The organism is Pelagibius sp. Alg239-R121 (genome assembly GCF_947331435.1).
Taxonomy (GTDB): domain Bacteria; phylum Pseudomonadota; class Alphaproteobacteria; order Kiloniellales; family Kiloniellaceae; genus Denitrobaculum.
The window spans coordinates 49468-61967 of the sequence record NZ_CAMZOF010000018.1 but is presented as its reverse complement, the minus strand read 5'-3'; the positions used below and the strand labels follow the sequence as shown (position 1 = coordinate 61967).

The 12500-nt window shown below is 55.0% G+C and carries 17 protein-coding genes and 1 pseudogene; 10 read left to right on the top strand and 8 right to left on the bottom strand.

Annotated features, from left to right (window positions below; all coding sequences use genetic code 11):
- Positions 1–204: 204 nt before the first annotated feature.
- Together QMZ18_RS35485 and QMZ18_RS35480 are read left to right on the top strand one after the other, a co-directional pair.
- A complete protein-coding gene (locus QMZ18_RS35485; RefSeq protein WP_282611185.1) occupies positions 205–909 on the top strand; it encodes a SprT-like domain-containing protein in 705 nt (234 codons plus the stop codon).
- Between the two features lie 74 nt (positions 910–983).
- On the top strand, positions 984–1403 hold the full coding sequence (locus tag QMZ18_RS35480) for a hypothetical protein (RefSeq protein WP_282611184.1): 420 nt from the start codon (positions 984–986) through the stop codon (positions 1401–1403).
- Between the two features lie 73 nt (positions 1404–1476).
- Here the strand turns inward: QMZ18_RS35480 and QMZ18_RS35475 are convergent, their stop codons facing one another.
- Complete coding sequence (locus QMZ18_RS35475) at positions 1477–2007, bottom strand: HXXEE domain-containing protein (RefSeq protein WP_282611183.1); 531 nt, start codon at positions 2005–2007, stop codon at positions 1477–1479.
- Between the two features lie 477 nt (positions 2008–2484).
- Here QMZ18_RS35475 and QMZ18_RS35470 point away from each other — a divergent pair, with 477 nt between their 5' ends.
- The 6 genes from QMZ18_RS35470 (at position 2485) to QMZ18_RS35445 (ending at position 5932) form a co-directional block, all read left to right on the top strand.
- On the top strand, positions 2485–3099 hold the full coding sequence (locus QMZ18_RS35470) for an N-6 DNA methylase (protein ID WP_282611182.1): 615 nt from the start codon (positions 2485–2487) through the stop codon (positions 3097–3099).
- Positions 3100–3293: 194 nt separating this feature from the next.
- Positions 3294–3725: a thermonuclease family protein gene (locus QMZ18_RS35465; protein WP_282611181.1), complete on the top strand. Its 432-nt coding sequence runs from the start codon at positions 3294–3296 to the stop codon at positions 3723–3725.
- A gap of 3 nt (positions 3726–3728) precedes the next feature.
- A complete protein-coding gene (locus QMZ18_RS35460; RefSeq protein ID WP_282611180.1) occupies positions 3729–3971 on the top strand; it encodes a hypothetical protein in 243 nt (80 codons plus the stop codon).
- Between the two features lie 35 nt (positions 3972–4006).
- Positions 4007–4675, top strand: coding sequence for a PEP-CTERM sorting domain-containing protein (locus QMZ18_RS35455; RefSeq protein WP_282611179.1), 669 nt, complete (start codon positions 4007–4009; stop codon positions 4673–4675).
- 119 nt (positions 4676–4794) lie between these two features.
- A complete protein-coding gene (locus QMZ18_RS35450; RefSeq protein ID WP_282611178.1) occupies positions 4795–4998 on the top strand; it encodes a DUF3955 domain-containing protein in 204 nt (67 codons plus the stop codon).
- Positions 4999–5758: 760 nt separating this feature from the next.
- A complete protein-coding gene (locus tag QMZ18_RS35445; RefSeq protein ID WP_282611177.1) occupies positions 5759–5932 on the top strand; it encodes an XRE family transcriptional regulator in 174 nt (57 codons plus the stop codon).
- 288 nt (positions 5933–6220) lie between these two features.
- On the opposite strand, the gene QMZ18_RS35440 is transcribed toward QMZ18_RS35445, so the two are convergent.
- From QMZ18_RS35440 to QMZ18_RS35420, 5 genes are all read right to left on the bottom strand, one after another.
- Positions 6221–6373, bottom strand: coding sequence for a hypothetical protein (locus QMZ18_RS35440; RefSeq protein ID WP_282611176.1), 153 nt, complete (start codon positions 6371–6373; stop codon positions 6221–6223).
- Positions 6374–6520: 147 nt separating this feature from the next.
- Positions 6521–6670 (bottom strand): hypothetical protein, encoded by a 150-nt coding sequence (locus tag QMZ18_RS37180; protein ID WP_367575973.1) that lies wholly within the window; start codon positions 6668–6670, stop codon positions 6521–6523.
- 256 nt (positions 6671–6926) lie between these two features.
- Positions 6927–7235 carry a hypothetical protein gene (locus tag QMZ18_RS35430; RefSeq protein WP_282611174.1) on the bottom strand — a complete coding sequence of 103 codons (309 nt, stop codon included), beginning with the start codon at positions 7233–7235 and terminating at the stop codon, positions 6927–6929.
- Between the two features lie 58 nt (positions 7236–7293).
- Positions 7294–9531, bottom strand: a complete 2238-nt coding sequence (locus QMZ18_RS35425; RefSeq protein ID WP_282611173.1) for a methyl-accepting chemotaxis protein — start codon at positions 9529–9531, stop codon at positions 7294–7296.
- A 36-nt stretch (positions 9532–9567) separates the two neighbouring features.
- Entirely contained in the window at positions 9568–9987 is a 420-nt protein-coding gene (locus QMZ18_RS35420) for a rhodanese-like domain-containing protein (protein ID WP_282611172.1), read from the bottom strand.
- A gap of 489 nt (positions 9988–10476) precedes the next feature.
- On the opposite strand from QMZ18_RS35420, the gene QMZ18_RS37175 reads away from it, so the two are divergent.
- A complete protein-coding gene (locus QMZ18_RS37175) occupies positions 10477–10641 on the top strand; it encodes a hypothetical protein (protein WP_367575972.1) in 165 nt (54 codons plus the stop codon).
- 21 nt (positions 10642–10662) lie between these two features.
- Positions 10663–10767 carry a hypothetical protein gene (locus tag QMZ18_RS37170; protein ID WP_367575971.1) on the top strand — a complete coding sequence of 35 codons (105 nt, stop codon included), beginning with the start codon at positions 10663–10665 and terminating at the stop codon, positions 10765–10767.
- 398 nt (positions 10768–11165) lie between these two features.
- Here the strand turns inward: QMZ18_RS37170 and QMZ18_RS35410 are convergent, their stop codons facing one another.
- Both QMZ18_RS35410 and QMZ18_RS35405 read right to left on the bottom strand, forming a co-directional pair.
- Positions 11166–11453, bottom strand: coding sequence for a DNA-binding transcriptional regulator (locus QMZ18_RS35410; RefSeq protein WP_282611170.1), 288 nt, complete (start codon positions 11451–11453; stop codon positions 11166–11168).
- A 225-nt stretch (positions 11454–11678) separates the two neighbouring features.
- Positions 11679–12428: pseudogene (locus QMZ18_RS35405) on the bottom strand (IS6 family transposase); the annotation flags it as partial.
- Positions 12429–12500 lie beyond the last annotated feature (72 nt).

Sequence of the window (12500 nt, the reverse complement as noted above, 5' to 3'; positions counted from 1 at the left end):
GATCGCGGCGTGGCTGCCCGAGGGGATGGCCGTGAAACAACCTCAGGCCAAGGGCGGTAAGTCCTCGCCGCCCAAGGCTTGAACCAGCAGGGGAAGGGTGCAGACGAGCCGCCCTTCCCCTGCCGTCTTTTCCTGATTCCCACCACTCTTCTTTGCGAATGAATCTTTGCCATGTATCGTACGATACAAGATATGGAGAACGATGTGGCGCTTACCGAATCACCTGCGCCCCCAACCCCGACTCAGTACGGGCGATTGCAGCGGGCTTACGACAGCTTCAATGAGGAGCTATTTGCGGGAGAGCTACCGCCCTGCCTGATTACTTTGCAGCGTCAGAAGAAGGTCATGGGCTATTTCTCGCGTCAGCGCTTCGTGGCCGAGGACGGCACCGCGACCGACGAGATCGCCATGAACCCGGAGTTCTTTGGCAAGGAACGCGTCATCGAGGTCCTGCAAACACTTGTCCATGAAATGTGCCACCTCTGGCAATACCACTTCGGTAACCCGGGCCGTGGTCGCTATCACAACGAAGAATGGGCCGACAAGATGGAGTCCATCGGTCTGATGCCGTCCAGCACCGGACGACCTGGCGGCAAGCGGACTGGTGACCGGATGAACGATTATCCGGTTCCAGGCGGCGCGTTTCTGAAGGTCGCCCAAGCCCTCTTGGGCGACGCTTTCGACATCCCTTGGACTGATCGCTTTTCCATTGCTGCGCCGGTATTGCTTGATAGCAGCGACGAAGGAGAGAGTGAAGACGGCGGCGGCGCGGAAGCCGCCCCTGCCCCGCGCAGTAAGGTTAAGTACAGCCACGAATGCAACGAAGGCCGGGTTTTGAATGTCTGGGGCCGCCCAGGCTTGCAGCTGGTCTGTGGCGACTGCGGCAAGGTCTACGAAGCAGACCTGTAGCGGAGAGCGCCGCCGGCGCTCGCTCTTTTGTCCTCCTGCATTGTCCCACTCAATCGGGCCGGGGCAGGATTCCGATGGTCCGGACAGAACGTCTCCGGGACCTGCGGTTTCCGATTGATGAAAGCTGGTCCGGCGCGCGCCGCCCGCAAGCCTTTTGCTGTCACCCCGAGTTCTCGCTGCGCTGCGAGCCGCACCAGGTTCCGCAAAAGGCTTGCCGCCGCCGCTTCTCCGCCGGGCCTGAGTCGCTTCATCGAAAACGCAAATCACGTAGACGCAAAATGTCGAGCAACCACTTCATCCTGACGGTCCCGGTCGAGTACAAGAAGAACGGATCGAGCGAAATCACCTACCGCCGCGTCGGCGCGGTCTTCGAGAACAGCCGCAGAGAGACCGGAGAGTCCTTCCTCTCGATCAAACTGGACTTTCCCGTTGGTGTTACCGAGCTGATCGCCTTTCAGCCCAAGGCTACCGACGATGACCAGGTCATCGGATAACTGCCAAGGGGCGCTGCCAGCCGCAGCGCCCCCTGCTCTTGCGCCGATCAGATTGCAGCGTCAGAGCAGTTAGTTAAGCAGGCCTCCTTGCCAAGATCAGGATCGCCGCGTGAAGAACGATCACGAGGATGGCCGAGAAGATATGAATCGTAAGTGTGGCCGGGATCGTTACAAAAATCCAAGTCGCAAGTGGGAAGAACAACAGGATTCCAGTCCAAAGTCCCGGATTATATTTCCGGAACTTGACCGCCCAGGCTACGTGTAAGACCCCATTGACCGCCAGCAGATAGGCCACCAGCACACTCCAGCTCGGCATGAATGACGCAATGTGGAAAACCGCCAGCAGGAAAAACCAGACGAAGATCACGTTGATGATCCAGACATGTGCGGGAGAGAGCCCCTTTTTGTCCGCGCCCAACATGCCGTTTAGGAACTCAGCAAAGCGATTGTCATCATGTTCCTCATACTGATGGAACATATAGACCGGCAGAGACAAAAAGAGTGGCAGGGCAATTGCCGTCCCAATGAATGGGTAAAGACCAATGAGCAGTAATGCGATCGGCGGGGTGGCATAGGCCCAGTTTTGGAAGAGGCGATTTTGCATTTCCTGCGTGTCTCCTTGGTTGGCGCAACTCTGAAAAGTACTCGTTCTATTGGAGTAAAATTTTATCGTGTTAAGAGAAGGATGGAAAATAATACGATCTTAGGTCGTTTTCACGTGGTGTGAATCAGACGGTTCATCTAGCTTATCCTCTTACCTATCAACTAGGTTGAGTCACCTTGAGGAGGGGACCCCGAATGCGGGTTCCCTCTTTTTTTTTGGTTCTGTACTGGGTCCGTGAGTAGCCAGGTGCGGCAAACGCCGCCGGCGCTCGTTTATCTATCCTCCTGCATAGCAGGCGTCACAGCGGGGAAACCAGGGACAGCCGCGCACCTCCCTATCGGGATTAAAGGAGGAAAGCACCATGCGCAGCGAACATCAAAAGACTGGGCTCGGAAAGGCAGTCATTCAGGCATTTCTTATCGTCATCGTTATTCCCTGCCTACTGGCCCTGACAGCCGTTGCTCTGGGGCTGGCCCAATGAGCGTGAAAGCCTTCATCAAAATCCTGCGCGAGATCGATCCGGGCAAAGACGGTTACACCAAGTTCCGGGACTTTCTGACCATGGCGAGTTGCGCGCTCGACAAGAAGACCGCCGAGCCAACCTGGGCTGAGGCCCTGGAAGAGCAATATATGCAGGTCGTACGGAGCTACCGGAAGAAAGACGATGTGCGCCGCATGCCCGAACTGCTGGCTATGGTCTTCGACAAGGCCGGACAGAGAAGCGACTTTCTCGGGAACGTCGCCGGCGAGTTGGGCTTGCAGGAAGGCGCAATCGGCCAATTCTTCACGCCTTACGAGGTCTGTCGTTTGATCGCCGAGATCAATTGCGGCGACCTTGAGCAGAAGCTTGAACGGAAAGGTTTCATTACTCTGCAGGAGCCTGCCTGCGGTGCGGGTGCAATGGTGCTGGCGATCGCCGGCGTCATTGAGGGCAAGTGCCACGATCAGGCCAGCTGCCTTCGGATCGAAGCGATCGACATCGCAGAGATCCCCTACCGCATGTGCTTTTTGCAGCTTGCCTGCCGCGGCCTTTCGGGGCGCGTTTGGCGTGGAAACACCCTCTCTATGGAGATGTTCGAATCCTTCACCTAGCCGGGGACTTTCGAGTTTCTGGACAAGCACGGCAGCCCCCTGTGCGACCGACGACAGGTTATCCGAAAACGCGCCATCTCCCGCCGAAAGCGGCAAAGAAACAATCATCAGTTTGCCATTACCAGAAGGCGAACAAATATACTTCTTTTAAAGCTTGCGCTTGCATATCGACTTTGATACCAGAGTAGGCAATTATGAAAAACCCCGTCGTTACCTTCCTATCCATGTCTCTCCTTTTTTGGAGCGCCATACCTCTCCACGCCGAAGAGCTGCACGGTGTTGTCACCCATGTTCGAGACGGTGATACCATCGAAGTCAGTTCGGTGCCGATCCGCTTGAACGGCCTTCACGCGCCCGAACTGGGCACCCCGGCCGGAAAGCGCGCAGCGGAATTTATGCAGAACCTCGTTCTGCATAAATCGGTTGTTTGCAGCCTAAACGGCGAGAAGAGCTACGACCGCTTCGTGGCGGTCTGCAATCTCGCAGGCAGGGACATTGCCGCCGAGCTGGTAAAGGCTGAGCTCGCCCGCGATTGCCAACGCTATTCGAAAGGGCGCTACAAAAAACTGGAAACGAAGGCCGCGAAGGCCTTCCCCCTGCCCTCCTATTGCAAGCCGAGGAGCTGAGCCATGATGAAGCAACATTGGCTCGCGATAGTGCTTGTTGTCTTCGGTCTGATTTATGCGACGGACCGGTGGTGGTACCAGCCCCTGAAGACGCGGGAAAGGCGGCAAGAGCAGAGGGAAAGAGAGCGCTGCTACCAGGCTTTGTCTGAAGTCCTCTTCGAACGCGGCAGCGTCTCCGCCGAACAGATCGGCGGACGGCTCAGCGGCTGCCGAAAGTACTTCGGAATGTCCTCCACGTTTGGGTGACGGATAACTCAATAATCAACAAAGAGAGAAATAGAATGCGAACCAGGTTTTTGTCCGCAACCGCTGGCAGGGTTAATTCGAACACGCTGACCAGGTGGGCGTCGAGCGTACTCGTTGCTGCTGGAATGACCCTGGGTGTTATGGGCAGCGCCCAGGCACTAGCGATTACAGACGTGAACGCGGTTTTCGACGACTCGACCGATCGGCTCCAGATTAGCGGCACCGTGACCTCCACAAGCGGAGGCAGGTTCAATGAATTTCTATTCGACTGGGATGGTGCTTTTAATCGCTTTGACTTTTCCGGTGGTTCAGTGTTGTCGTCCAATCTAGCCGGTGCGACCTTCTCATCTTCCGCAGGTAACCTTCCAGGAGGTGCATTTGCTGTAACCGGACTGGCTTCAGCGCCATTCTCGGCCCCCCTATTCTTCGACTTCACGTTTCAGTTGCCGAGTCTTAGCGCGAATTTCGGAAACGCACTGATTGACATCGGTGTCTGTGATGATTGCTCACCGGGTTTTGTTGGAGGAGAAATGCGGAACAACATCGTCAGGCCCACGGCCGGAACCATCTCCGATCCCCATAGTGTAGCTATTTCTGAGCCCGGTACGCTCGCTCTGTTGGGGCTTGGTCTAGCGGGGCTTGGCTTCGCGAGGCGCCGCAAAGAGTTTTTGCAGCGAAGGGCGGCGCTCAAAAACGCTATTTGATACCGCCTTTGGGTGACGGATCAATCCAGGCTCGCTCGATCCCATGTTAGGCGGTCGGCCTTCCTGGTGCCTTAAAATCAGTCTACATGACCGACCAACACAACGGTAAGAATCAAGATATGACTAAATTCCGGATCGTCGGTATTGTCGCTCTCGTTGCCGGCACGGTCTCGCTGTTGCTTGAGAAGATCTACTATGGCTACCTCGACGCGGACGGCGTGTTGCAGGAGAGCCTTTTCCTTCCGATCGGATTCCTGCTTTTGGTCCTGGGCGCAGTTCTGTTTGCTGCAGGATTGGCCGCCAGGGTTTTTCGACCTGCATGACGGCGAGACAACCTGTCCAGCCAGCATGTCCGTCATCGTCAGATGCGGCCAACTCCCCGCCAGGCCGAAGAGAGCGCGCCGACGTGGCCGAACGAAGGTGAGTGTGCTCGGCCCCGCAAGGGGGCCGGGCTTTATTCCGCTAGGCTCGTTCCTCGCCAAGCTCCACCGAGCCTAAAGTCTCGGCCCATTCGGGTGACTATCCCTCTCGGAGCGGCCTGCGGCCTTCATTGAAGCCCGGCGCGATCGCGCCGGCCACGGTGCTTATAGGAAATCCCCGGTAGTCCGGGTGGCGACGGTTCCGCTTAGCCGAGTTCAGTCACCTGTTCAATCGGCCAGGGCCGGTCGTCTAATGCGTTCCGGCCGCACGCGGTGACCAGGCCTTGGCAGCGGCACACGTCCCCTTTTCGTCGCCCCCCTCCCTTCCAGGGGTTTCGTTGATGAAAGGAAAGAGAGACGTGGATAAGACAGCACAGACTGATTGCGGCCTAGCCAGTGCGAACGGCAAAACCGAAGCACCAAACAAGGCGCGAGCGGTATGAGGGCCGGGCCGCTAAGGCGGCGGCAAACGCAAATTTGAAGGATGTGGAAACACTCGTCAAAGGAGGGCAAAGACGATTGAGATAGAAGAAAGCTCGGATAACGTCTATGCGGATCTTGGCTTGCCCGATGCCGAGGAAATGTTGGTCAAAGCGCAACCCGCAGTGACAATTGGCGGGATCATCAAAAAAAGAAACTGACCCAGAAGGAAGCGGCAAAGGTCATGGGGTTGTCGCAAGCCAAGGTTTCCGACATGAGCAGAGGCAGGTTCCGGGGCATTAGCCAAGCGAAGATGCTCGAATGTCTGACGAAGCTTGGCCGTGACGTACAAATCGTCGTCGGTCCCGCGCGACGGACCAAAAAACCGGGCCGGGTCGATGTTGTCTTTGCGGCCTAAGCCATACACCGTTGCCCCGGCAATCGCCGCCGAATTTCCAGTGCTTGGTCAAGAATACGAAGCGTGGCGATTCTAAGTGGCGCCGAGGGTACAACCTGTCCAGCTTAGTAGCGTTCCGCACAACCGAGTTGCTATGTGAAGGGCGCAAGCGCAAAAGATCGCCAACGGCACAATCATTTCAATTTCAGATAGACCTGAACGGTACCAAGAACGTTTCTTCCTTTCTTTTGTTCGACTCCGGGTTTGTTGCATGAAATACTTCAACCGTCTTTCCCGATCTCCTTCGCTTTAGAGTTTCACAGCGCCAGGCATGCCAAGCCTGGTCATGATATTGAGGGCCATGACCATACGCCCGGCTTCCGCCTTTAGTGCCGCTTCCGATTGGGACTGCAGTCGGAAGCCGAAGTTCCTCTTCAACCACGCGAAAGCTGTCTCGACCATCTCGCGCTTTCCAACTTTGTTGATCCGTCGCCAGGCACGCCAACCTTTACAGCTGATGAGTTCTATATGTCGGCCGCGGGACGTCAGAAGATCCAGCGCCTTCTTCGACGTCAGCTCCGACTGACCTGGTGGGAGTATCCCTTCGGTCTACGGCGGCGGTTGAAAGCGCCGCGATAAATGGGCTCGCAGATAACTGCTGCTGAAAGCGCCATCTCCGTGGAGGCGGCCGACTGGGTCTACCACGCGATCGACGAGGTCAGGCGCTACCTCGACATCATGAATATCAGCCGCCGTCAATTCATCAGCGACAATCTCCGCAGTTTCGGCATCAACCAGATTATGCAGTTTCCGTCAGCCTGAGTGGCGACGCCTCTTGTCCTCACGCTTCATGGAATGGCTTGAGCCATGAAGCCGGAAGCCCGAGCTGTCTATGACAAGAGTGCGGTGCCGCCCCTTGGCTATAGCGGGCCTGGGAGGACAATGTGGGCTTCGCCGCGAGAGCGTGGAGAAGTCTGACACTGGATGACCGACAGAGAGCACTAGGATTTTTCATTCATCTGGGATCAAAAGACACTTCTAGACGCGTTCCGCCCGGTTCAAGGATTATGAAATGCTCTTTTGGGCCTTTACCTGAAAATTCTGGTGAAAACTCTATCTCGATGCCCGGCCAGTTTTTAACTATTGAAAATACAGCGTTCAACTCATCCGAGGACGCCACCTTCAGCGCCAGATGGTGCAGGCGCGCGATCCATGTGCCGACGTTGAGATCACGCCAACCCAAATGAAAGGCTGATACCACGCTGAAATAGAACGCATACCAGAGTGCAGAAAGGCCACGACCTTTCAAGCGTTCAATGATCACATCCTGGGACAGATCCCGTCGAAGGGCGCAACACGTCACCAAAACGCATGCGCAAAATTTACGCCGCGTTTTCTTTCATGCTGTCGGACCTTGAGTTCAGATAGTTTAAGAAATTGTGCTTTGCTTCGTCTGATCCAGTGAAGTCAACGACAATGGCGTTATCATCAGTAATTTTTGAAACAGTGCATTCTATTGAGTGCACTTCGTCACAATGAATTTTCATCACTGCGCCTAGGGCGACGGGCGCCGAGACAGAAACTTTTGCCGAAACGGGATTGAAATCTACCAGGGTTGCAGAATGGGAGGCATCGTCCACAACAAGCTTACACAAAACGGAGAGAGTTTTTCTTGTGAATTGCCTTCTTTCGCCGCTTTCATTTCTCACCCGGTCGAGGAAGTCTGTCACCTCGCTTTTCAACCTCTTGACTTTGTCCGCTAAGTCCACAGCGTTGTTGTAGACGGCCTGAGACTGCTCTTCTGTGAGCTTCGCTGTATTTGCGACAGCGCCGATTTGCTCGGCAACCTCGTGAGTGCCATCGGACGCTCGGGCGACACTTGCAGCAATCTCCTGCGTCGCATGACCCTGTTCCTGCGCCGTAGAAGAAATGGTTTCGGTGGCTTTGACCATTGTTTCGATCGTCGTACCAATCCCTTGGATCGCTTCAACCGCATGGCCGGTAGCACCCTGCATGTCGCTAACTTGAGTAGAAATGTCCTGAGTTGCTTTTGCGGTCTGATTTGCCAGGTTCTTAACTTCGTTCGCTACCACGGCAAACCCTTTTCCGGCATCTCCGGCGCGGGCGGCTTCGATGGTTGCATTGAGGGCTAGAAGGTTTGTTTGTTCCGCAATGTCCTGGATCAGATTGACGATCTGACCGATTTTGTCGGCCGCACTTGAAAGTTCTTTCATGCGTTGATCCGTCGACTCGACCTCACGCACAGCTTGCTTAGCGACCTCGGACGAAGTCGAGACTTGGCGGCCAATTTCTTCCACGCTAGCCGACAATTCTTCGGCGGCGCTTGCGACCGTTTGGACATTTCCAGACGCGTCTTCACTTGCTTGTGCCACGGTCTTTGATTTTTCACCGGTGTCACGAGCATTTCCGCTCATTGTATCCGACGCATTTTGCATGTCATCAGACGCACTGGCAGCCGACTCAATGATAACCTGAACCGAATTATAAAACTCGGATACCATGCGCTCAATACGGCCACGGCTTTCTGCTTCAGCCTCTTGCCTCAAGTTGTGCTGTTCCTGTTCAAAAGAGCGCATCCTGAGGGTTTGTGCCTTAAAGCGTTGCAGAGCGTGCGTGATCGCTGCAATCTCGTCCTTACCTTTTACTTCTGGCACCTTGGGGATTTGTCCGTTGGACAATGCCTCCAATGCGTGAACGCTGTAAGAAAGTTTTCCAAACTGTTTGCGCAGGTAAAAGAATAAAAGCAAGCCGGCCAACATGACGACGGCAAGGACACTACCGAAGGTCACCCATTCGACCAGGGCTTTCCGGTTGGCGGACTCTGTAACGTCGGACGTCACGGCGACGTGCGCCAGGTTGCTTCCATTAAATCCCGTTATAGAAAAGATGGCGGTTTCGAGATAACGGTCCGTGAACTCGCTGGGTACAAGCGCGCGTTCTTGTCTCAGATCGAGATCGGGGGTCACGGCATCCAAGAACTCGTCGGAGGTTGTGATAGCGGCATCGGAGCTCGACGGGAAGATCGAAATCTCCGCACCGGTGTTCTGCTTCATTTCTTCGGATAAGGGCGTGAGAAGCCGTATGAACATCGCCGCTCCGGCCTTCTTCCGATTGGCAAGCAGCGGCATGGACAGAGCATAGGCCAATTTGCCATCTGCAAATCGCGTCAGCCCCGTTGTTTGTTTATTGCTCGAAAGCGATTCGGCGACTAAGGTCTGGTTGGAGGCGTCGAAGGCGTCTTCCGGAAACACTGCTCTGACAGCGCCGTCAATATCCGTAATGACGAGGCCGTCAATAATTCCCGAGGTGGCGAGCCGATTGAAGGTGCCAATCAAGCCATCCTTCAACGCCTCATCGTCTCCCGCGGCGAGAGCCGACAAAGCGTCACGATTTCGCGTGACGTTTTTGGTCAGCCCTCGCATGCGCACGAGTGCTTCGCCTGCAATCTTGCTCCAGAGCTTCTCGCTTCCATTGATCGCCGTCGTCTCAAACCGGGACCGCTCTTCCTTCAGGAGGAAATACTGACCGATAGAAAGGCCGGCAATGACCGTGCCCATAGACAACATGGCTGCCAGAACAATACGTGTTCTCAGAAGCATAGGAATGGCCCCCGGAAAAGAATACAGAAGAAAAAATTATTCGACGGGATAACCGGCGTCATTCCAACCCGGGTAACCTTCGCGGAAGTAGTAGACCTTGGTGAAGCCCCAAGCTACGGCTTGCTCGCATGCCTTCGCAGAGAGTCCACATTTCACGCCGTTGCAGTAGACAACCATCTCCTTGTCCTTGCCACCGAGTTCAGCGACCAGGGTTTCCTCGGAGAAATTGCTTTTGAGCGGCATGTGGTAAGCGCCCGGGACCCGGCCGCCATCAAAATCGGCATCGCCGCGCACATCCACGAAGGGGACGCCGCGATCGTACAGGGCCTTGGCTTCTTCCGGGCTCACCATTGTAGTGCCCTCGATTGTGTCCGGGGCTACGAAAGCAGCGTTGGCGGCTGCTGGCGCGACGAGAATCGCAACAGCGAATAAGAACTTAGTAAGAATGTTTTTCATTTAGCGCTCTCCAATTTCTCGCGCAAAAACCACCGCACACTGTCTCTGGAAGACAGTCATCTGTGATCGCGCGTCGGAATTTGTTTATACAACTATATATATGTTTAAACATTGTTCGTTTACAAATCATTAAGTTCATGCGAGAAGTCACATCAAGATTAGGGAACTGGGCGCTGCGAACGATTTTCGGGTACGATGATTGAGTCGAGCATTGGGTACGTCCGCATAAAGGAACGCGAAGTCCCACACCGGATCAGATACGCACCTGAATTTTCAGAGAAAAGAGGTTATTGAAGCCCCCTGCGCGGGCGCTGTGTTTCGACGCTGAATTTCAGGGGCTTGTCGTCCGTCTGGTTGTCCGCCTTTCAAATTGTCCGTTTTCGCATCTTTTATCCACCTTTCGGACAGGACTTCTCGTGTCCGTCAGAGGTTCGTTTGGCGGACAAGCAGGCAGAGCGGCGCTTCATATCCTGTTTGTCTGGCTCTCCTATGGCCGTCTTACCTAGAATTCTGGTGGCAGGAACCCTCTGCGATCTGCAACCAGTCTTGTGGGACCTCGCGTTCCTTTATGCCGATAGACCCAAAATTCAGATGGCCGGCATTGCTGCCCTCGTCGCCAGCGCGATCTCGCTGTTGCTCGAGAACATCTTCTAAGGCTACGTCGACGCCGAAGGCGTGCTGCAGGAAAGCCTTTTCCTTCCGATCGGATTTCTGCTTCTTGCCCTGGGCGCCGCTCTGGTTGCCGTAGGATTGGCCGTCAGGCTTTTCCGACCTGCGTAACGTCGAGACAGCCTGTCCAGCCAGCACGGCCGCCATCGTCAGATATAGCGAGGCTGGATCCGCACCCCTGCCCTTTGCTGCACGATCGACGAACTGGCCCTGCGTGGACGAAGCTGCATGTTGGGCTGAGAAATCAGGTAAGATTTTGATAAACCTTCTCTGAAATACTCTAATCAGTGGAGATTTGCTCCTTGGTCAGAATGTGTCTTCACTTCTTAAAAGCGCGAGGCCAGATGTTCTAAATGGATCATCTGGCCTTTCTGCGTTCGAATTTGTGAGGTGGCTTTTCATCCCGGGCCGCAGCTGCCCTCTTTCTCCCAGTAGCCATAACGAAAGAAGCCGGACCTGGTTCCCAAGATCCGGCTTCCGCATGTTCGGCTATCAACATCGCGGCCTTTTTATTTTCCCGATATCGTGCGAGCAACGGCGTCTGGTTCACGATCAATCACCGATAGCAGCACTAAGGCTGCGCGGTCAGGAGCACGCCGCTCCTGTTCCCAATCCCTAACAGTTCCAATCGACAAACCATATCGCTCAGCAAACGCCTTCTGCGTTAGACGCTGTTTTTTCCGGATCGCCACCACGTCAACGGTTTCCGGCACAAAAACACCCGCGGGCTTCGCTTCGGCCTTCGCTATCTTCAAAGCTTCATTCGCGCTGTCGATCAGCTCTTTACCAAAGGTCATTGTCATTCCTTTCTTCGCTTCTTGCGTCGCGCTAATTTTCGCGCCGCCTCACGAGCTCTTTTCCTGTATGCATCCGCTATAAGCGGCAAGACTTTGGCGAGCTCGTTCTTCTCTGCTTTGGTGAGATTTGCCTTAGTGCCCTTACCGTAAATAGCGAGGAGGAACACTGGGGCTCTGTTGCAAATGTTGCATTTGGACATATTCCGCCCCTTCCGGGGCTCTTACTTAAGCTTTGGCGTCCTGAAGATGGTTTTCGAGCATTGTGATCGCCTCAGACAGGGCACATGGACCGATACCGAAGGCTCTCTCGACAATACGTGTCTCACCGAGGACATCGTTTGAGAAATTGAACATGCCAGCCTGACCCTTGCGCAGGGCACGCATGACTTCGAACCCTTTGATTGTCGCGTAGGCGGACTTCAACGTTTTGAAACCACGCACCGGCCGGATCAGCTGTTTCAGCTTGCCGTGATCGGCCTCGACAATGTTGTTAAGATACTTCACCTGGCGATGCTCGGTTTCTTCGGGGCATTTGCCATCGGTTTTCAGCTCGGAAATGGCCGCGCCATAAGTCGGCGCCTTGTCGGTATTGATTGTATGGGGCTTTTCCCAGTCTTTCAGACCTCTCAAGGCTTTGCCAAGGAACCGCTTCGCCGCCTTGGTATTCCGTGTGGGAGAGAGATAGAAGTCGATGGTGTTGCCGAATTTGTCCACCGCCCGGTAGAGATATGTCCATTTTCCGCGGACCTTGATGTAGGTTTCATCGACCCGCCAACTGCCCGAAGCTGGTCGGCGCCATTGCCAGCGCAGCCGTTTTTCCATTGCAGGAGCATAGGTTTGAACCCACCGGTAGATCGTGGTGTGATCAACGCGCACGCCGCGTTCGGCCATCATCTGTTCAAGATCGCGGTAGCTGATCCCATACCGGCAATACCAGCGAACTGCCCATAACACGACCTCTCCTCTGAAATGACGGCTTTTGGAATGCCTCTTCGCCGCATTGAAGCCAGATCTGAGAGATAACGAAAGAGCGTTCCCCCGCAACCA